This is a genomic window from Stenotrophomonas sp. AS012628 (genome assembly GCF_010608305.1).
GTDB lineage: Bacteria > Pseudomonadota > Gammaproteobacteria > Xanthomonadales > Xanthomonadaceae > Stenotrophomonas > Stenotrophomonas geniculata.
On the sequence record NZ_VMBJ01000022.1, the window covers coordinates 46,076 to 66,153 of the forward strand.

Genomic DNA, 20,078 nt, shown 5'->3' on the forward strand with positions numbered 1-20,078 from the left:
CACGCCGCTCACAGCGCGAACGTCACCGACAGGCGGGCCTGTCGCGGTGCGCCGGGGAACAGGTAGTAGTCACCGCCGCTGCTGCCGGTATCGCGCCAGTAGAAGCGGTTGAACACGTTGTCCACCGACAGGTTCCAGGTCACCGCACGCTCGTGCAGGCGATGCTGGAAGCGCAGACCAGCGTCGAACACCGAGTAGTCCGGTGCGCGCACGCCGCCGTCGCCACGTGCGACGTTGGCACCGGCATAACGCCAGCCGCCAGTGACATCCAGGCCCTGCACGAACGGCAGCGCATAGGCCACATGCACGCTGGCCCGCACCTTCGGCACATTCACCAGCTGATGGCCTTCATAAGCCGGCGTGCCTGTGTCGCGCGCACGCGCCTGCAGCACGCTGGCACTGGCCACGATCTGCAATGCGTCGGTCAGCTGGCCGTTGGCGGTCAGCTCCAGGCCGGTGTGGGCCTGGGTGCCTTCCTCGACGAAGGTGTAGCCCACGTCGCTGTTGTCCGGCCTGGCGTACTGGTACGGCTGCGAAATGCGGAACACGGCCGCACCCAGGGTCAACGCCTCGACCGGTACGTACTTCACGCCCACTTCCAGCTGGCGCGACTGCACCGACGGCAGGAAGGTATCGGCATTGCTGGTCCAGAACGGCGCTTCCTGGCCCAGCGAAATGCCACGCACGTAGCTGGCATAGGCGTTGAGCTGGTCGGTGGCCTTCCATACCAGCGCGGTCTGCGGCAGGAAGCGCGACAGGCGGCTGTGGCGCTGCGGGGTGCCGCGCTTGTCGTAGGCCCGCTCGTCCAGGCGCACGAAGCGGCCACCGGCCAGCCACTGCCAGTCGTCACCGAGGCTCATCCGGTCCAGCGCGAAGAACGAGGTCTGGCGGCTGTCCAGGCGACGTGCGGACGGGCCGGGCATCTTCGGCGACGGCTCGAACACCGGCACCGGTGCCTCGTGGATGTTGGTGGTGCCGACGTACTCGTTGACGCTGGGGCGCTTGTCCACGGTGCGGCGGAAGTAGTCGGCACCGAGGGTCAGCTCATGGCCGACGCTGCCGGTCTCGAAACGGCCGCGCAGCTCGGCACGGGCCTGCTGGTTGCGGCGGGTGTCGTCCGGGCTGCGGTAGTCGTAGACGTCGTAGTCGCCATTGGGTGCGAAGTAGTTGCCCGGCACGCTGCCGTCGGCGCACTGCGTGGCGTAGTAGCAACCGTAGGCGAAGGCGACGTTGTCATCGATCACCGAGCGGCTGTGGCCGAGCGACACGCGCGACTGCCAGGCGTCATTGAAGTCGTAGGTGTGCAGTGCGGTGATGTTGGTGCTGGCGATATCCACCGGGCGCTGCCACGGCTGGTAGCCGAGCAGGTGCTCGCGGTCGACGCCGCGCGGCAGGTCACGCGCGCCCAGCAGCTGGTAGCCGGACACCGAACGCTGCGAGCTGGTCTGGTAGTTGGCATCCACTTCCAGCTTGCCGCGTTCGCCGATCAGCCAGTCGGCCGCGAGCGAGTAGAAATTGCGGCGGCCATCGGCGTGCTCGACATAGGAATTGCTGGAATCCCACGCGGCATTCAGGCGCAGGCCGAAGCGCGGGGTGATCCAGTGGCCGACATCGACGGCGACGTAGCGCGAGCCTTCCGAATCGGTACCGAGCGTGGCGGTGCGCACTTCGGCCGGGCGCTTGCCGATGTAGTTGATGATGCCGCCGGGCGCCATCACGCCTGCGGCCAGGCCGGCTTCACCCTTGAGGATCTCCACCGACTGCACGTTCTCCAGCGCCAGGCGCTGTTCGCCGGCGATGGACAGGCCGTTGAAGCGGTAGCCGGTGGCGGCGTCCAGCGCGAAGCCACGGATGGCGATGTTCTGGTAGTAGCCCACCGGCGCATACGCATCACCCAGCGAGGCATCGTTGCTGGCCAGCTCGGACAGCGAACGCACCTGGCGGCGATCGAGGTAGTCGCGCTCGAGCACGTTCACCGAGGCCGGCGTGTCCTTCCAGCTGCCGCCACCGAAGGCGTTCACGCGTGAGGTATCGGCCTTCGGTTTGCCGGCCTGCACGCGCACCGCTGCCAATTCGGTCGGCGAGCGTTCGGCGCCATTGGCAGCCGCATCAGGGGACGCCTCGGCCTCGCTGGCGTGCAGCGGCAGCGCGGCGCAGAGGGCGAGGGAGAGCAGGGTGGGGCGAAGGCAGCGGTTCATTCGATTCGTCTTCGGACAACAAGGGAGACGAAGCGACGGCGCGCAGGTGCACCGGCCCATGACGGGGGTGTGGCTGCGGCTCAAAGCTCCCTACGCCGGTGCAAACCGGATCAGGTTCCAAGGGACTCTCTCAGCCTGGCAGATCCAGGCACCCCCGCTTCAGGTGACCATTTCACTACAAATGGTACGGATTTGCGAGCCGGCGCCCTTCAGGCTGCCGCGTGCAGGGCCTGCAGCAGTGCCTGTCCCGGCGCGCTGTGGAACCACGCCGGGTGCCCCAGCATGAAGGGCTGCCACGCCACGTCGGCATTCGCGGTCGAGCCGGTGACACCTTCGAAGTACTCCACTTCGGACAGTGCGAAGTCGAAATGGACCATCGGCAGCAGGTCGGCCAGCAGGTGCACGCGTGCCGCCGACAGCGGCAGCACCTGGCGGTAGCCGTCGAGCAGGGCCAGCGCGATATCGATGCGCACCGCCTCCATGCCGCGCTCCAGCTCCAGCCACGCCACCGCGTTGCGCTCGATCGCGGTGGCGAGGTCGAACAGTGCGCTGGTGGGCGAGGCCAGGCCGAAATCCAGCACGGTGCTGATCTGCCCATCGCGCCACAGCAGGTTGGAAACATGCCAGTCGTTGTGGGCCCACAGCCGCGGCTCGTCGCGCAGGCGCCTGGCCAGGCCGGCATGCCACGGCAACACGTCACGCTGCAGCTGCGCTTCCCACGGAATGCGCGCGAGATAGCGGGCCAGCCCGGGGCGCTCGTGCAGTCCTGCCTTGATGGCCGCGACCGGATCGTCGGCGCGGATCAGATCGTCGCGCGCGACCAGCACATGGGTGCTGCGCTGGGGCGCGTGGTAGCTGACTGCGGCACGGTGCAGCTGTGCGAGTGCGCGTCCGGCTTCACGGGCCTGCGCGATATCGGTCAGCAGCGACCACGACACCGCGTCGCGATACAGGTCCTCACCGACGCCAACCGCATGCAGCTCGAAGGTCCATTCGCCATGCTCGACGGCAGTGTGGCCATCGGTGGCCGGCAGCACCTGTACTACCGGCACGCCGGCGGCGGCGAGATGGGCGATGAAGTGGTGTTCTTCTTCCAGGCAGGCCGCACTGCGCACGCTGTGGTGGTGGCGCTTGATGAACAGCGCGCCGTCCACGCCGTCGACGATGGCGGCGGCCGACAGCGGTCGGGGGCTGTGCCAGCGCGGTTGGCTGTGCTCGCCCAGCTGCGGGTAACGCTGGCGCAGCCACGCGATGTCCGCCGCGCTGATCGGTGGCCAGTCGGCAGCGACCTCGTCGTTGTTGAGGCCCTGCACGCGGTGGGAAGAAGAATTCATGCCGCAGCCCCGGTGGGGAAAGTCACATCCAAGGCTGCGCATTCAACGCCATGCACGCGGCCAACGCAAACGGGCGGGTCATCGACCCGCCCGTCCGTGCATCAGCTGCGGTGATGCCGCCGCGCGGCCTACCAGCCGCGATGGCGGCCGCGGTCGTGGTAGTAGCGGTTGTCGTAGTAGCGCTCGCGCTGCCAGCGACGGTCGTCACCGCGGTCGTAGTAGCCGCTGCGGTAGTAGCCACGGTCGTAACGGCGATCGTAGCGGTCGTCGTAACGGCGATTGTCGTAGTAACGACGGTCGCGGCGGTCGGAGGTCGTCAGGTTGCCGATCGCCCCGCCGGCCACGGCGCCGCCCACGGTGGCGGCAGGATCACCGTTGGAGAGCAGGTTGCCGGCCACGCCACCGACCACGGCGCCGACCAGGGTGCGCTTGTCCTTCCTCGACATCGCGCTGGCATCGCTGACCACGGCAACACCGGCCACCAGTGCCAGAGCCATCGCCAGACCACGGAAGCTGAGTGCGGAAGTACTGAGCATGTAAGTTCTCCTGTGAGGTGCATGCCACGCTGGGCAGGGAGGGCGCGGGGCGCCCCGGCTGCCGTGGTGTCCACGCTGGCGTTCCAACGTTGCCGGAACATTGCCTGGTCCACCGTGCGGCTTGCGCATTCATCTAGCGGCAGGTGGCATGAAGCGAGGCTGAAAGCGGCCTCGGCCGCTCAGCTGGCAGAAAGGGAAAAGGCCACGCGGACGTGGCCCTCCCTTCTCTCCCAAGGCGCTGCGGGCTTAGATGCCCATCGCCTTCTGTGCCTGCCGGGCCTGCTCCTGCTGGGCATCCTGCTGCTGGTGCAGCACGTTGGGCGCACCCTGCACGGCACCACTGCTGAGCGCCAGGCTCTGCTCGCTGGCGGCACGGGTATCCACCGCCACGCGGCTGGCGGCGGGGTCACCGATCGTGCCCTGCACGGCAAACAGGCGCTCACCGTTCGGGCTCGGCACCACCGTGTCGATGCGCTGCAGGCCGGCGGCATGCGCCTCCTTGGTCAGGGCCGCAGCGGCGCTTTCCAGCGCGTGGCGATCCTTGAAGGTGCCTGCCGGCATCAGTTCCAGACCCTTGCTGGCCTGGATGAACAATGGATTGCGCGGGTGCCGCTCGTCGTTCAGCAATGGCCGTTCGCGGGCGTCCTTGATCGCCTCCAGGGTCTTCGCCCCGACAATGCCGTCGGCCACCAGGCCGTTGTCCTTCTGCAGCTGGCGCACCGCCGCGTCGGTGTTGCGGCCGAAGCGGCCATCCTCGACCAGCGGCTTGCCGTCGGCACCGACGTAGCCGAGGTGGCCCAGCTGCTCCTGCACCCTGCGCACGCCCTCGCTGTGCGCACCCTGCTTGTACAGTTCGGCGTGCGGGGTGGCAGCGGCCTTGTGCTCGGCCGCAGGCTTGCCCTGTGTCTGCTCGTGCGACTGGGTGCGGTTTTCCAGCAGGTCGCGCGCCTTGGACAGCGGATCGGAGGCGTACAGCTTCCAGTTCGGGTGCTCCTTCACCTGCTTGAGGTAGTCCTCGACCGGCATGGTGTGCACGCCCTTGCTGCCGGTGGACTGGCTGATCAGCAGCTTGTCGGTGTTGGGGTCGCGCACCACCATCACGATGTGGTCGATGCCGTTCCAGTGCTCATGGCGGGTCCTGGCCGTATCCAGGCCGATGATCATGCCTTCCTTCAGCGCATCGGGCTTCAGGATCGCGTCGCGGTCCAGCAGCACGCCGGACTGGTCAAACGCCTTGCGCACGATGCCACCGGAACCCAGGTTGCCCAGGTCGATGCGGTCAGCCTTGCTGAACACCGCATGCCCGGCCTTCTGGTTGATCTCGTCCATGGTCCGGTTCTGCAGCGTGCCGACCCAACCGGAACAGTCGATGTAACCCTGCTCCACGTTCTTGCCGGTCTTGCCCGGCACGTACAGCGCGTGACCCGGGATGTTGATGGCGTACTTGACGTGGTCGTACTTCACGCCGGCCTCGTAGGCGGCCTGCAGTTCGATGCCCGGCTTCGGCGCGGCAGCGGCTGTTGCGGTTGCCGCCAACGTGGCAGCACCGGCCGCTACGGCTGCGCTGACCTGTGCGGGCGCTGCCGCGGTCTGGCCCTGGCCCTGCGCCACCGCCTGCGGTTCGATGTTCTTTTCCGGAATGCTGATCGCTGCGTACTTGTGGATGTAGTAGCTGGAGAACGTCCGCGCCAGGTCGCCATCGTTCATGCCGCGCATCTCGGCCAGGGTGTGGCCGGTCAGCGCCTTCGCGTCGGAACCGATCTGGTTCAGCACGTTGCGGCGCATGTTGATCTCTTCGCCGTGGCTGTTGCGCACCACGCCGAAGGTGCCGGTGGCAATGGCGGTCTGCACCGAGCCATAGCCGGCGCTGCCCTGCTGGTGGGCCAGGTACAGGTCCAGGCCGGTGGGCGTGTTGCCCCCGGACAGGTACGGGTTGCCGGTGCGCTCGTTGCGGCGCGCCATCGAGTCCAGGTTGTCCTGGTACATCTGCGCGGCCGCCTCGGTGTTGCGGGTAGGGTCGAACTCGTGGCCGGTCAGGTGGTACTGGCGCGCGGAGCCGGGCACGAACTGGAACAGGCCCTTGGCGCCGGACGAGGTGTTGTGGGCGCGCTCGTTGAAGGTGCCGCCCGTCTCGATGTGCGCGAAGCGCATGAAGTCATCGACCGGAATGCCTTTCTGCCGGGCGACCTGCTCGACGATGTCCAGGACTTCCTTTCTGCTGTAGTCATGCTGTGCCATGACGTTTTCCTCGGGGTTGATGGAGCGGCGCATGCCGCGAATCGCCAACCGGACTCATCCGTGAGTCAAGAACATGTCGGTCAACAGGGAACCCGCGCGTGGCGGGTGCTATCAGGGCGCGACGTACTGCTGGGTCGCGCTGTCGAAGGTGTAGTGCACGGCGTCGCTGGCACCTAGGGCGCGGGTCTTGCCGGGGCCTTCGATGGTGGTGCCCTTGAAGGTCACGGTCAGGCGCGGCAGGCCGTTGCCCTCGGCAGCGAAGGCCAGTTCGCCGTCGCTGCCGGTGCAGGGCATCACGTTGCCTTCGTCGCAGGCCGCGCTGTTGTCCTCACCGGTGCGCACCGAGCCGACATAGCGCCAGACCTTGCTGTCCACGTCGTCTTCGCTGCGCTTGGGGTTGAACAGCAGCAGCGCATAGCCGGTGCTGCTGATGCCGCGGTCGAAGCTGCGGGTCGGCACCGCCAGCAGCAGGCGGCCGTCGGCGGTGCGATGTTCAAGTGGCTTGCGCCGGGTATCGACATCGTCGGCCTTGTCGTACGCGCCCAGTGCGCCGATGGTCCATTCCTGGCCACGGAACTTCCATGGCTTCCTGGCGTCGGTGCCGGCCAGCACGAAGGTGGCCTCGGCGAGGTTGGCGCGGTCATCCGGACCGGCCGGCGTCTGCTCGCCCGGCTTGCCGTAGTGCTCGCGGGTATCCCAGGAGAAACCCGTGTAGTACGTGGTGCCACCGAGGGTGAAGGTGTGGCCGAACCAGAAGGTCGCCACGCTGCCGTTCTGGACCTCATAGGAGGTCGCGCCATCGCCGTCCACCTGGTAGGTGAAATACATGACGGTCGGCGCGTCGGGCGGGGTGACGGCGGCATCGGGGGTGGGGGTCTGCATCGGGGCAACATCCTGTCGGGGCGCATTGGCAGCCTGCGCAGGAGCGCCGGGCTGGGAGGACGAGGGGGCCGGATCGGCGGCGCTGCAGGCGGCAGCGGAAAGAGAGACGAGCAGGCACGCCGCGAATGCGCGCAGGGGTCGCACCGGCAGGGTCCAACGTAGCTTGGGGGAATGATGCATGCGCCTCTCCATGGTCAGCGTTGCCGGGCCAGACGGCCGGCAGGAAACCGCACCCCATCCACCAGGGACGGGAGCGAGGACATGAGCCGGTCGATTCCTTCGACCTCGCATTGAGAACTCATGCCGGTCCATCTTGGCACAGATCGGCGGCGGGTCAAAGAGGGCGGCGGCAGATGCCCTTCTTGTGTGATCTGGCTCTCAGATATTGCCGTCGCGCAGGTAATCGAACAGCTCGGCGTCGCCCTTCAGGCCCAGTTTGAGCATGGCGTCACCCTTCTGCCGGCTGATGGTGCTGACGCTCTTGTGCAGCTGCAGCGAGATTTCCTTCACGGTCATGCCGGTGCCCAGCAGCCGCAGCACCTCCACTTCGCGTGGCGACAGCGGCTTGCCGTCGCCCTCGCGCATGCGCCAGCTGCCGGCGGCCTCGACCCGCTCGCGCAGGCTTCGGCTGATGTAGGGCTGGCCCCGGTAGACCGACTGGATGGCCTGCGGCAGTTCGTCCATCGACGAACTCTTGTCGACCAGGCCGAGCACGCCGCTGTCGAGCACCATGCGCAGGATCGCCAGATTGTTGGAGACACTGAGCATCAGTACAGGCAGGTCGGGATGGCGCCGGCGGATCATGCCGATCATGGCGAAGCCGTCGGCCTGTGGGCTGCCGGGCATGGAGTAGTCGGTCACCAGCAGGTCGCAGGGCTGGCTGCCAAGCAGAGCCATCAGCGCCTGTGCACTGTCGGCTTCGCCGACCACGCGGCCAACCCCGCTCGATTCGATGACGGCGCGGGTACCGATACGGACCACCGGGTGGTCGTCTGCGATGATGATGCGCAAGCTCATGCTCTAGTATGACCACCGGGCAGGCCGGGCCGCGACCATCGCGGCTCCTGGCAGATTCTAGGAGATCGACGCCGATGCGTAGCTGGGCTGTTCGCGGGCTGGTCCTGCTGCTGGCCGTGCTGGCGTTGCCTGCGGCGCTGGCACAGGCGGTGCCTGGACCGTTGCCGCTCACCCCGCTGCAGCGCGAGTACGTTGCCGCGCATCCGAGCATCGTCGTGGGCCAGTATGACAGTGGCTGGCCGCCGTTCGAGTCCCTCCGTGATGGCCAGCAGGTCGGCCTCGGACCCGATTATCTGTCGCTTCTCGCCCGTCAGCTAGGCATGAAGGTCGAGGCGAGGCGCTATTCCGACTGGACATCCGTGCTGGACGCGGCATGTCGTGGTGAGATCGACGTGGTGATGAATGTCGGTCTCAGTGCCGACCTCACCCGCTGCATGGTCTATACCGCCGCCTATGGCGAGGCGCCGCTGGCCCTGGTGGGACGCCCGGATGACCTGCGTGCCTCCGACATCCCCGACCTGGATGGACTGCGGGTGGTGATCGAGCAGGACTTCCTGACCGGCCCGCAGGTGCGGGCGCGCTTCCCCCGGGCACGACAGCTTGTCGCAAACAGCTCGCTGGCGGCGCTGGAGATGGTCAGAGACGACAAGGCTGACGTTTACATCGGCAATGCGTACGTAGCCACCGAACTGATCGCCCGCGAGGACCTGCAGGGGGTCGTGCTGCTGCGCCCCAGCGATCTGCCGCCCGAACGGCTGCACTTCGGCATTCCCAACAGCAAGCAGCCGCTGGCCGAAGCGTTGGACCTGGCGCTGGCCGCGACCAGCCAGGCCCAGCGCGATGCGCTGGTGCAGCGCTGGCTGCCACCTCCGCGGTGGTCGGCATCGGCACAGCTGGCGCTGAGCCAGGCCGAGAAGCGGGTACTGGAGCAGCCGTTGAAGATCGGCTTCGCGCCGAACGCGGCGCCGCTGTCGTTCGCGGACCAGGATGGCAGACCCAGCGGCCTGGCCAGCGAATACCTGCGGCGTTTGCTGCAGGCCGGCGCCAACCTGCAGGTGGAAAACAGCCATGACTGGTACGAGGTGCGCGAGAAGGCACGCCGCGGCGAGCTGCAGGCGGTAATGGGCATTCCTGCCGATTCGCGCTACCTGGGCCCGGACTGGGTGTTCAGCCAGCCCTTCATCAGCGTGCCGAACGTGATCGTCAGCCAGCGTGACAGCCCGGCGCTGCTGGGCCTGTCCGACCTGCAGGGCAGGCGGGTGCTGCTGTCCGATCCGGAGCGTGTGCGTGGCTATGTGCTGCAGCAGGCACCGCAGGCCCGGATCATCGCGGCGCGCAGCGCGGAACAGGCCCTGCAGCGCCTGATCAATGGCGACGCCGATGCCTATGTAGGCAATCTGGCCGTGGTTGACCATCTGCTGCGCAGCCGCTTCCCGGGGCGCCTGCAGGTGGCCGCACCGGCTGGCTTCAACGATCAGCTGGTGCTGGCTGTCGAGCGCCGCCATGCCGCCCTGGCCACTACTTTCGACCGCCTGCTGCTGCAGATGACCCCACGCCAGCGCGAGGCCCTGCGCGGCGACTGGCTGGCCGTCGAATATCGCAACGGGCTCGACTGGACCCGCGTGGCGCGCTGGGGCGTGCCGCTGCTGCTGGTGCTGCTCACCGCGCTGCTGGTGCACGCCATCGGGCATTGGCGGCTGCGCCGCGAGGTGGCCGGGCGACGTCATCTGGAACAGCGCCTGGCCGAAGTCACCGACAACCTGCCCGCCGTGGTCTATCAGGCGCGCCGTGCGGCAGACGGAACCCTCAGCTTCCCGTTCATTGCCGGTGACCTGCAGGCGTTGTTCGGAATCAGCCGGCAGCAGGCCGAACAGGATGCAACGTGCCTGCTGGAGCGCATCGAGGAAGACGACCGCGAGCACATCCTGCATGCGGTCGAACAGGCGGCGCGCCAGTTCGCACCGCTCATTCTGGAATTCCGGCTGCGACCTGAAGGTGCCGGCGCGCGCTGGGTGCGCAGCCAGGCCCATCCCTATGCGGCCGAAGCAGGTGCGGTGACCTGGAGTGGTTACTGGGTGGATGTCAGCGAGGCGCGTGCGCAGGCCGAGGCCCTGACTGCGGCCAAGGCCGACGCTGAACAGGCCGCGGAAGCGAAGTCGCGTTTCCTGGCAACCATGAGCCATGAGATCCGCACACCGATGAGTGGCGTGCTGGGCATGCTGGAGGTGCTGGCGCATTCGCCGCTGGATGCCGAGCAGCAGCGCATCCTGGGGGTGATCGAGGATTCGGCGCAGATGCTGCGGCAAATCCTCGACGATATCCTCGATTACTCGCGGCTGGAGGCCGGCGCGCTGCGCCTGGAACCGGTGCCGCAGCCGCTGCGGCCATTGCTGGAAAGCGTGTGCCGGTTGTTGTCGGCGCAGGCCAGTGCGCGTGAGCTGGACCTGCACGTGCAGATCGACCCGCAGCTGGCGGCCGCGCACGAAGTGGATGGTGTGCGCCTGCGTCAGATCGTGTTCAACCTGCTCAGCAACGCCATCAAGTTCACCGTGCGCGGCGAAGTGCGGCTGCAGCTGGAAGTGCTGGGGCCGACCGCCGAGGACGGCAGCCAGCCGCTGTGCCTGAGCGTCACCGACACCGGCATCGGCATCGCACCGGAAAAGCTGCAGCACCTGTTTGCGCCGTTCACCCAGGCCGGTGCGTACATCCAGCGCGACCATGGTGGTACCGGCCTGGGCCTGAGCATCTGCCAGCGCCTGGTGCAGATGATGGATGGCGAGCTGGAGCTGCACAGCACGCTGGGTGAGGGCACCCGCGCCGAGGTGCGGCTGTCGCTGGTGGAAGCCAGCAGTGGTGATGTTGAAGCGTTGGTCGCTGAGCAGGAACAAGCGGCGCTGCTGCCGTCGGCGCTGCGCGAGGCACGCGTGCTGGTGATCGAAGATCATCCGACCAACCAGGCGATGATGGCCTGGCGCCTGCAGCAACTGGGCGTGCCGCATGTGCTGGTCGGCGATGGCCAGCAGGGGCTGGATCGGTTGGCGTCGGAGTCGTTCGATCTGGTCATCACCGATTGCCGGATGCCGGTGCTGGATGGCTTCGCATTCACCCGCCTGCTGCGCGAACGCGAGGGCCGCAACGGCCAGCCGCGGCTGACCGTATTGGCGCTGACCGCCAGTGTGCTGGACGACGATGCGCGTCGTTGCCGTGAGGCCGGCATGGACGAAGTGCTGGCCAAGCCGTTGTCACTGGCCACGCTGCGTACCGCGCTGCTGCGCTGGTTGCCGCAGGCGCAGGGACAGTCGTTTGAGGAGCTGGCCGAGTCCGTTGCCGACGATGGTGGGACGCTGCCCGATCTGGACAGCCTGCAGCGGCGCTTCGGCTCGCGCGCGGTGGCCGAGCAGCTGCGCGACAGCCTGTTGCAGGCCAGCGAAGGTGATCTGGCGGGCGTACGGCGCGCCGTGCAGGCCGGTGACCGCATGTCTGCCGCACTGCACCTGCATCGCCAGGCCGGTGGATTGGGTGCGGTGGGGGCGACGGTGCTGGCCGGGCAGGCCAATGCCCTGGTCGAGCGCCTGCAGGACGCAGCCGAGACCGATCCGGAGCCGTTGTTCGAGGCGGTGGCGGGGTTCGTCGCGCGGCTGCAGCAGCAACTGCAGCGCCTGGCTCACTGAGCCGGCTGCTGCTGCAGGTAGGCGATCACCAGCGCGCGGCGTTCGGCGCTGGGGAAAGCGTTGTACATGCGCGTGCCGGGCACCACGTGGGTGGGCGACTGCAGGAACGCATCCAGGGTCTGCGCGGTCCAGGTGATGTCGGCGCGGCGCATGCCCTCGGAGTAGCCGTAGTCGGGCAGGCTGCCGGCGCGACGACCGATCACCCCGTGCAGGTTCGGCCCGAAGCGGTGGATGCCGCCGGGCTGTACGGTGTGGCAGCCGGCACACAGTTCAAACGCGCGCTGCATGGCCTGCTGGTGCGCCTGTTCCGGCGTGGCCGGAGCCGCAGGCGGGCGCTGGCAGGCCGTGGCCGCCAGGGCCACGACAACGGTGATGGGCAGGCAGAAAGCGCGCATGGGCGGGCAGGATAGCGACGCTGCGGGGCAGGCGGGCTGCGACACGCCGTCGCAGCCCGGAGCACTCACATGCCCGAATAGTTCGGGCCGCCGCCGCCCTGCGGGGTCACCCAGACGATGTTCTGGGTGGGGTCCTTGATGTCGCAGGTCTTGCAGTGCACGCAGTTCTGCGCGTTGATCTGCAGCCGCGCGCTGTCGGCTTCGCCGACGAACTCGTACACGCCGGCCGGGCAGTAGCGCGCTTCCGGACCGGCGTACTCGGCCAGGTTCACCTTCACCGGAATGCTCGGATCCTTCAGCGTCAGGTGGCTGGGCTGGTTCTCGTTGTGGTTGGTGCTGCTCAGGAACACCGAGCTGAGACGATCGAAGGTCAGCACGCCATCGGGCTTGGGGTAGGCGATGCGGGTGTGCTTGGACGCCGGTTCCAGGCAGACATGATCCGGCTGGGTGCGGTGCAGCGTCCACGGCGGATTGCGCACGCCCAGCTTGGGCAGCAGCCACTGCTCCACGCCGGTCATCAGCGTGGCCACGGTCTGGCCCTTCTTGAACCACTGCTTGAAGTTCTTGGCCTGCTGCAGTTCGGTGAACAGCCAGCTGGCTTCGAATGCCTTCGGGTAGGCGCTCAGTTCATCGTGCTGGCGGTCGGCGGCCAGCGCGTCGAACGCGGCGTCGGCGCACAGCATGCCGGTCTTGATCGCCGCGTGGCTGCCCTTGATGCGGCTGGCGTTGAGGTAGCCGGCCTCGCAGCCGACCAGTGCGCCACCCGGGAACACCGTCTTCGGCAGCGACAGCAGGCCACCGGCTGTGATCGCACGCGCGCCGTAACCGATGCGGGTGCCACCCTCCAGGTGCTTGCGGATGGACGGATGTGTCTTGAAGCGCTGGAATTCCTCGAACGGGCTCAGCCACGGATTCTTGTAGTCCAGGCCGACCACGTAGCCGATGGCGACCTTGCCGCCGTCGGCGTGGTACAGGAACGCACCGCCGTAGGTATCGCTGTCCAGCGGCCAGCCGGCGGCATGCACCACCAGGCCCGGCTCATGCTTGGCCGGGTCGATCTGCCACAGCTCCTTGATGCCGATGCCGTAGGCCTGCGGGTCCTTGCCTTCGTCCAGCGTGTAGCGGGCGATCAGCTGGCGGCCGAGGTGGCCGCGCGCGCCTTCGGCGAAGATCGTGTACTTGGCCTGCAGGGCCATGCCGCGCTCGAACGCCGGGCCGATGCTGCCGTCCTTCTCGATGCCCATGTCGCCGGTGGCCACGCCGATCACTTCACCGTTGTCGCCGAACAGCACTTCGGCGGCGGCGAAGCCGGGGAAGATGGCCACTTCCAGCGCCTCGGCCTGCTGTGCCAGCCAACGGGTCACTTCACCCAGGCTGATGATGTAGTTGCCTTCGTTGTGGAAGCACTCCGGCAGCAGCGCGTTGGGCGTGCTGCGTGCGCCGGTTTCGCTGAGGAACAGGAATTCGTCGCGGGTGACCTTCTGCTTCAGCGGTGCGCCGCGCTCGGCCCAGTCCGGGAACAGTTCGGTCAGCGCGCGCGGGTCCATCACCGCACCGGACAGCACGTGGGCGCCTGGTTCGGAGCCCTTTTCCAGCACGCACACCGACAGCTCGCGGCCGGCTTCGATCGCGCGCTGGCGCAGGCGGATCGCGGTGGCCAGGCCGGCGGGGCCGGCGCCGACGATCACCACGTCGAACTCCATTACTTCACGCGGGGGCAGGGCGTTGGCTTCAGCGCTCATCGATTGCATGACTCGTGGGTAGGGCCGGCATCGGGGCCACCGGCGGTGCCTGGGAATCGCGCGTGCGGCCACGGGCGAAACGGTTGTTTGAATGTGTCAGGGTACCGGGACGCGCGTGATCGAGCTAGATAGACGCCGTTCACCGCACGATTGCTGCAGCGCAGCGTAGTGCCTCAGCCCTGGTGGGGGCTAACCCTGGTCGGCACGCGCTGCCCGGATGACCGACAATGGCCGGGTCCTGACTGCGTGTGAGTGCCATGGCTTTGCATCCGTACGATCTGTTCGATGTCCGTTCCCTGCTCAACGAGGAAGAGCGTGCGGTGCAGGAGAGTGTCGCCCGCTTCACCAACGAGCGCGTGCTGCCGATCATCGGCGATGCCTTCGACCAGGCCCGTTTTCCGTCTGAACTGGTGCCGGAGATCGCGTCACTGGGCCTGCTGGGTGCAACGCTGCCGGCCGAGTACGGCGGCGGTGGCCTCGGCGCGGTCAGCTACGGCCTGATCTGCCAGGAGCTGGAGCGCGGCGATTCGGGCCTGCGCAGCTTCGTCTCGGTGCAAAGCTCGCTGTGCATGTACCCGATCTACGCCTATGGCAGCGAGGAACAGCGCCAGCAGTGGCTGCCGGCGATGGCGCGCGGCGAGCTGATCGGCTGCTTCGGCCTGACCGAGGCGCATGGGGGTTCCGACCCGGCCAGCATGAAGACCCGCGCCGTGCGCGACGGCAGTGACTGGCGCATCAGCGGCAGCAAGATGTGGATCACCAGCGGCCCGGTGGCCGATCTGGCCATCGTCTGGGCGCAGACCGAGGACGGTATCCAGGGCTTCGTGCTGGAGAAGGGCATGGCCGGCTTCACCACGCAGGAAATCAAGCACAAGATGAGCCTGCGCGCGTCATTGACCGGCGCGCTGTTCTTCGACGACGTGCGCGTGCCCGACAGCCACCGCCTGCCGAACGTGAAGGGCCTGAAGGGGCCGCTGGGTTGCCTGACCCAGGCCCGCTATGGCATCAGCTGGGGGCCGATCGGTGCGGCGATTGCCTGCCTGGATGAAGCGCTGGGCTATGCCAAGGAGCGTGTGCTGTTTGGTCGTCCGCTGGCGGCCACGCAGAGCGCGCAGATCAAGCTGGCCGAGATGGCCCGCCGCATCACCACCGCGCAGCTGCTGGCCTTGCAGCTGGGCCGCCTGAAGGAAGCCGGCCAGCTGCAGCCACAGCAGGTCAGCCTGGCCAAGTGGAACAACTGCCGCATGGCCATCGATATCGCCCGCGAGTGTCGCGATCTGCTCGGTGGGGCTGGCATCACCACCGAGCATGTGGCGATCCGGCACGCGCTGAACCTCGAATCGGTGATCACCTATGAAGGCACCGAGACCGTGCACCAGCTGGTGATCGGCCGCGAGCTGACCGGCATCAACGCGTTCTGAGTGCACCGGTAGTGCCGGCCGCTGGCCGGCGTTGCCAGGTAGGGTGCACGCGCCCCGGGCAACGCAAGGGCGCCCACTCCTGATTGATCCAGGCGGAAGGCATCCACGCATGGCGTGGATCTACCGCGCGGCTGTTGGGTCCGCCTTGAAGCGAGCCGAGCACCGCACCGGCTCGCGGGCGGCGGCGCGTTTCTTTGGTTACTTTCTTTGCGCGAGCAAAGAAAGTGACACACGCAAATTACGCGCCGCCGGCAAACCCGTGCTGCCGCCACGCTTCGTACATCACCACGGCAACGGTGTTGGAAAGATTGAGGCTGCGGTTGTCCGGCCGCATCGGCAGGCGCAGGCGGCGGCCATCGGGCAGGGCGTCGAGCACGTCCTGCGGCAGGCCGCGGCTTTCGGGGCCGAACAGGAATGCATCACCGTCTTCAAAGGCCACGCTGTCATAGCGGACGCTGGCACGCGTACTCAGGGCGAACAACCGTTTCGGTGCGATCCGCGCCAGCGCGGTATCCAGGTCGGGGTGCACCTGCAGGCGTGAATACTCGTGGTAGTCCAGCCCGGCGCGCTTGAGCTGCTTGTCTTCCAGTGCGAAGCCGAGCGGCTCGACCAGGTGCAGCTGCGCGCCGGTGTTGGCACAGAGCCGGATCACATTGCCCGTGTTGGGCGGGATTTCCGGTTGGAACAGGATCACGTGGAACTGGGGCGCGGCATTCATCGGCGCAGTGTACCTGCGACGGCCGCCGCCTTTACGGCGCACGCCCTGCGCGGGGCAGGGCGGCACCGCTTACGGGCGCAGCAGGACCTGGGCGGTTTCGGTGGCCAGGGCCTGCAGGTCGGCAGCGCTCGGACGCACCTGCAGGGCCGGCAGGTTGACGATCACCTGGTTGGCGACGCTGGTGGCGGCGGCGGCCAGGGTGGCGGCGTAGCGCTGGGCTTCCAGTTCGGCGGCCAGGGCGACGCGCTGTTCCAGGCTCGGGCGCACTTCCACCGAGGCCAGGGTGGTGATCGGCATCGCGGCAGCAACCGGGGCAGCAACGTAGCCGCTGCGCTCGGCCAGCTGGTCGGCGCTCGGGCGCACTTCCACGGTGGCCAGGGTCGGAATGCCGCTGGCCTGTTCCCAGGCCTGCTGGGCCAGCTGGTCGGCGGCCGGGCGGACCTGCACGGTGGACAGGGTCTTGATGGATTCGGAGGCCTGCACCGACGAAACAACCGCGGTGCCGGCGATCAGGGCGATGGCGATGGCAATGGTCTTGGCGTTCATGACGGGGCCTGTTTAGTGTTGGTGATCAGTGGTGTGGTAGTAAGGTAGTACACCGATTCTGGGCTTGCAAGGAAAATTTTCGGTTTCCTGCATATGTTCAGTCTTCAGTCAGCTTTCGTCTGAAGCCCTTCCTGGCGCAGGAACTACCAAGCAATCCCCGTGCCAACTTTTAGTTGTTGATTTACAAGGGTTTTTGAATCCATGGAAAGTGTCCGGTGGGCGGACACCTGTCCATTCGATGGGCCGCGGACACTGTCCGGACGGGATCTGCCGGCGCATGTGACGTGTCAGAACGGGCGAAGCAGCGCCCGGATGGCGAACCGGGGCAAACACCCCCAGTGACTGGCGACCGATTCCTGCCATTGCGTGCGCACGCTAGGATCGGGGTTCACCTATGTGACCAAGGATCCGGATATGTCTCTCGCCCTTCGCCCGCGCGCTGCACTGCTGGCCGTCGCCCTCAGCACCGCCCTGGGCACGCTTGTGCCTTCCCATGCGCTGGCGGCCAAGCCGGCCGCACCGGCGAAGGTCGATATCCCGTATGAGCAGTTCACCCTGCCCAACGGCCTGCGCGTGATCGTGCATACCGATCGCAAGGCGCCGATCGTCGCGGTCAATGTCTGGTACCACGTGGGCAGCAAGGACGAACCGGCCGGCCGCACCGGCTTCGCGCACCTGTTTGAACACCTGATGTTCCAGGGCAGCGAAAACCACGACGGCGAATTCTTCGAACCGTTCAAGCAGGTCGGTGCCACCAACCAGAACGGCACCACCAATACCGACCGCACCAACTACTTCGAGAACGTGCCCACCACCGCGCTGGACATGGCGCTGTGGATGGAATCGGACCGCATGGGCCATCTGGTCGGTGCGATCGACCAGGCGGCGCTGGACGAGCAGCGTGGCGTGGTGCAGAACGAGAAGCGCCAGGGCGAGAACCAGCCCTACGGCCAGGCCTGGGACCAGCTCAACAAGGCGCTGTACCCGGTTGGCCACCCGTACCACCACGGCGTGATCGGTTCGATGAACGATCTGAACGCGGCGTCGCTGGATGACGTGAAGACCTGGTTCCGCACCTGGTACGGCCCGAACAACGCGGTGCTGGTGCTGGCCGGCGACATCGACCTGGCCACCGCCAAGGAAAAGGTCGGCAAGTACTTCGGCGCCATCCCGGCCGGCCCGACCATGGCGCAGCCGGCAGTGAACGTGGCCAAGCGCAGCGCCGACACGCGCGAGACGATGACGGACAAGGTGCCGCAGGCGCGCATCTACCGCGCCTGGAACGTGCCGCAGGTCGGCACCACCGAGGTCGATCAGCTGCAACTGTTCGCGCAGGTCCTGGGCGGTGCCAAGTCCTCGCGCCTGAGCCAGCGCCTGCAGCACCAGGACAAGCTGGTGGACAGCATCGCGTCGGGCCTGTCGACGTCGCAGCTGGGTTCGAACTTCGTGATCATGGCGACGGTCAAGCAGGGCCAGGACCCGGCCAAGGTCGAGAAGATCATCGACGAGGAACTGGACCGCCTGATCAAGCAGGGCCCGACCGCGGCCGAGCTGGAGCGCGCCAAGACCAGTGCCCGCGCCGGTTTCATCCGCGGCATCGAGCGCATTGGTGGCTTCGGCGGCAAGGCCGATGCACTGGCGGAGTGCGCGGTGTTCACCGGCGACCCGGGCTGCTTCCGCACCTCGCTGGCCAACATCGAGAAGGCCAGTGCTGCTGATCTGAGCCGGCTGGGCGCGCAGTGGCTGGACACGGGCAGCCACACCCTGGTGATCGCACCGGGTGAGCGCGTGGCGCTGAAGGAAGACCCGAGCCAGGCGCCGAAGCCGTTCAACGTGCCGGCGGTGGACCCCAAGTACAGCACCCTGCCCGAGCAGGTCGACCGCAAGGCCGGCGTGCCGCAGACCCGCGAGTTCCCGCAGTTGAAGTTCCCGGCGCTGCAGCGCGCCACGCTGAAGAACGGCACCCAGGTGATCCTGGCCGAGCGCCACGAGATTCCGGTGGTGCAGTTCAGCTACCAGTTCCCGGGCGGCTTCAGCGCCGACCAGGGCCGCAAGCCGGGCACCGCCAACTTCACCATGAGCCTGATGACCGAAGGCGCCGGCAAGCTCGGCTCACTGGCCTTCGCCGATGCCGCCGACGCACTGGGTGCCAGCCTGGATGCCTCGGCCGGCCTGGATTCGATGAGCGTGGACCTGTCGGCGCTGAAGGAAAATCTGGCACCGTCGCTGGCGCTGTACCGCGACCTGCTGCGTGAGCCGCGCTTCGAGCAGGGCGAGATCGACCGGGTCAAGGCGAGCTGGATCGCCGGCATCCAGCAGGAGAAGGTCAACCCGGGTGCGGTGGCGATGCGCGTGCTGCCGCCGCTGCTGTACGGCAAGGGCCACCCGTATGCCATTCCGTTCACCGGCAGCGGTGACGAAGCGGCGATCAATGGCCTGACCCGCGAAGACCTGGTCGACTTCCACCACGACTGGCTGCGCCCGCAGAACGGCACCCTGATCGTGGTCGGTGACACCACCCTGGCCGAGATCGTGCCGCTGCTGGACAAGCAGCTGGGCGACTGGAAGGCCAGTGGCGACGCCCCGCAGGTGAAGGCGGCCACCGACGTAGCGCTGCCGAAGGGCCCGCGCGTGTTCCTGATCGACCAGCCGGGCGCGGTGCAGGCCAACCTGTTCGCCGGCCAGGTGGTGGCGCCTTCGAGCGCTGCCAGCTCGACCCGCTTCGACATCGCCAACGGCGTCATCGGCGGTGACTTCACCTCGCGCCTGAACATGAACCTGCGTGAAGACAAGCACTGGTCGTACGGTGCACGCAGCAGCGCGGTCAACTCGGTGGGCCAGCGTCCGTGGATGGCCAGCGCGCCGGTGCAGATCGACAAGACCGGTCCGGCGATGGCGGAAATGCGCAAGGAAATCGCCGCGTTCGCCGATGGCAGCAAGCCGGCCACCGCCGACGAGGTGAACCGCATCCGCAACATCCAGACGCTGAGCCTGCCCGGTGCCTACGAGACCGCCAGCGCGGTGGCGTCGACCATCGGTTCGATCGTGCAGTTCAAGCGCCCGGACGACTACGTGCTGCGCCGCAAGGCCGAGATCGAGTCGATGACCCCGGCACAGGTGCAGCAGGCCGCCGCCGAGATCAAGCCGCAGGCCCTGACCTGGGTGGTGGTGGGTGACCTCAAGCAGACCGAAGCGGCCGTGCGTGCGCTGAACCTGGGCGAGGTGACGGTGATCGATGCCGAAGGCAACCCGGTCAAGAAGTAAGGGATGTGCCTGCCCGCCTCGGCGGGCAGGCCTCCTGTGGTAGCGCCGGGCCATGCCCGGCGGTTTTTCGGCGGCCAGCGAGGCCGCGCTGCGCGCTCGCCGGGCATGGCCCGGCG

The 20,078-nt window shown here is 67.6% G+C and carries 13 protein-coding genes and 1 riboswitch; of the genes, 3 read left to right on the forward strand and 10 right to left on the reverse strand.

What is annotated here, in order from left to right; all coding sequences use genetic code 11:
* Positions 1-8: 8 nt before the first annotated feature.
* From G5A07_RS11680 to G5A07_RS11705, 6 genes are all read right to left on the reverse strand, one after another.
* Complete coding sequence (locus tag G5A07_RS11680; RefSeq protein ID WP_191863339.1) at positions 9-2,198, reverse strand: TonB-dependent siderophore receptor; 2,190 nt, start codon at positions 2,196-2,198, stop codon at positions 9-11.
* A 70-nt stretch (positions 2,199-2,268) separates the two neighbouring features.
* Positions 2,269-2,364, reverse strand: a riboswitch (TPP riboswitch).
* 43 nt (positions 2,365-2,407) lie between these two features.
* On the reverse strand, positions 2,408-3,532 hold the full coding sequence (locus G5A07_RS11685) for a phosphotransferase (protein WP_191863340.1): 1,125 nt from the start codon (positions 3,530-3,532) through the stop codon (positions 2,408-2,410).
* Between the two features lie 128 nt (positions 3,533-3,660).
* Positions 3,661-4,068, reverse strand: a complete 408-nt coding sequence (locus tag G5A07_RS11690; RefSeq protein ID WP_005411889.1) for a glycine zipper 2TM domain-containing protein — start codon at positions 4,066-4,068, stop codon at positions 3,661-3,663.
* A gap of 246 nt (positions 4,069-4,314) precedes the next feature.
* Entirely contained in the window at positions 4,315-6,306 is a 1,992-nt protein-coding gene (locus G5A07_RS11695; protein ID WP_053443778.1) for a peptidoglycan-binding protein, read from the reverse strand.
* Positions 6,307-6,417: 111 nt separating this feature from the next.
* A complete protein-coding gene (locus G5A07_RS11700) occupies positions 6,418-7,188 on the reverse strand; it encodes a hypothetical protein (protein WP_191863341.1) in 771 nt (256 codons plus the stop codon).
* Between the two features lie 378 nt (positions 7,189-7,566).
* The gene (locus tag G5A07_RS11705) at positions 7,567-8,205 is read right to left on the reverse strand and encodes a response regulator transcription factor (protein ID WP_010487129.1); all 639 of its coding nucleotides are present in this window, start codon (positions 8,203-8,205) and stop codon (positions 7,567-7,569) included.
* 74 nt (positions 8,206-8,279) lie between these two features.
* Here G5A07_RS11705 and G5A07_RS11710 point away from each other — a divergent pair, with 74 nt between their 5' ends.
* Positions 8,280-11,876: a transporter substrate-binding domain-containing protein gene (locus G5A07_RS11710; RefSeq protein ID WP_191863342.1), complete on the forward strand. Its 3,597-nt coding sequence runs from the start codon at positions 8,280-8,282 to the stop codon at positions 11,874-11,876.
* On the opposite strand, the gene G5A07_RS11715 is transcribed toward G5A07_RS11710, so the two are convergent.
* Together G5A07_RS11715 and G5A07_RS11720 are read right to left on the reverse strand one after the other, a co-directional pair.
* Positions 11,870-12,271 (reverse strand): c-type cytochrome, encoded by a 402-nt coding sequence (locus G5A07_RS11715; protein ID WP_019338385.1) that lies wholly within the window; start codon positions 12,269-12,271, stop codon positions 11,870-11,872. The genes G5A07_RS11710 and G5A07_RS11715 overlap by 7 nt on opposite strands.
* Positions 12,272-12,336: 65 nt before the next feature.
* Positions 12,337-14,013: an electron transfer flavoprotein-ubiquinone oxidoreductase gene (locus G5A07_RS11720; protein ID WP_191863343.1), complete on the reverse strand. Its 1,677-nt coding sequence runs from the start codon at positions 14,011-14,013 to the stop codon at positions 12,337-12,339.
* 257 nt (positions 14,014-14,270) lie between these two features.
* Between G5A07_RS11720 and G5A07_RS11725 the strand changes: the two genes are divergently transcribed.
* Positions 14,271-15,434 carry an acyl-CoA dehydrogenase family protein gene (locus G5A07_RS11725; RefSeq protein ID WP_043400717.1) on the forward strand — a complete coding sequence of 388 codons (1,164 nt, stop codon included), beginning with the start codon at positions 14,271-14,273 and terminating at the stop codon, positions 15,432-15,434.
* A 238-nt stretch (positions 15,435-15,672) separates the two neighbouring features.
* Here G5A07_RS11725 and G5A07_RS11730 read toward each other — a convergent pair whose 3' ends face one another.
* Positions 15,673-16,152, reverse strand: a complete 480-nt coding sequence (locus G5A07_RS11730) for a tRNA (cytidine(34)-2'-O)-methyltransferase (RefSeq protein WP_005407625.1) — start codon at positions 16,150-16,152, stop codon at positions 15,673-15,675.
* A 69-nt stretch (positions 16,153-16,221) separates the two neighbouring features.
* Positions 16,222-16,698 (reverse strand): hypothetical protein, encoded by a 477-nt coding sequence (locus G5A07_RS11735; protein WP_005407626.1) that lies wholly within the window; start codon positions 16,696-16,698, stop codon positions 16,222-16,224.
* 414 nt (positions 16,699-17,112) lie between these two features.
* On the opposite strand from G5A07_RS11735, the gene G5A07_RS11740 reads away from it, so the two are divergent.
* Entirely contained in the window at positions 17,113-19,962 is a 2,850-nt protein-coding gene (locus G5A07_RS11740) for a pitrilysin family protein (protein ID WP_171954760.1), read from the forward strand.
* Positions 19,963-20,078: the final 116 nt, after the last annotated feature.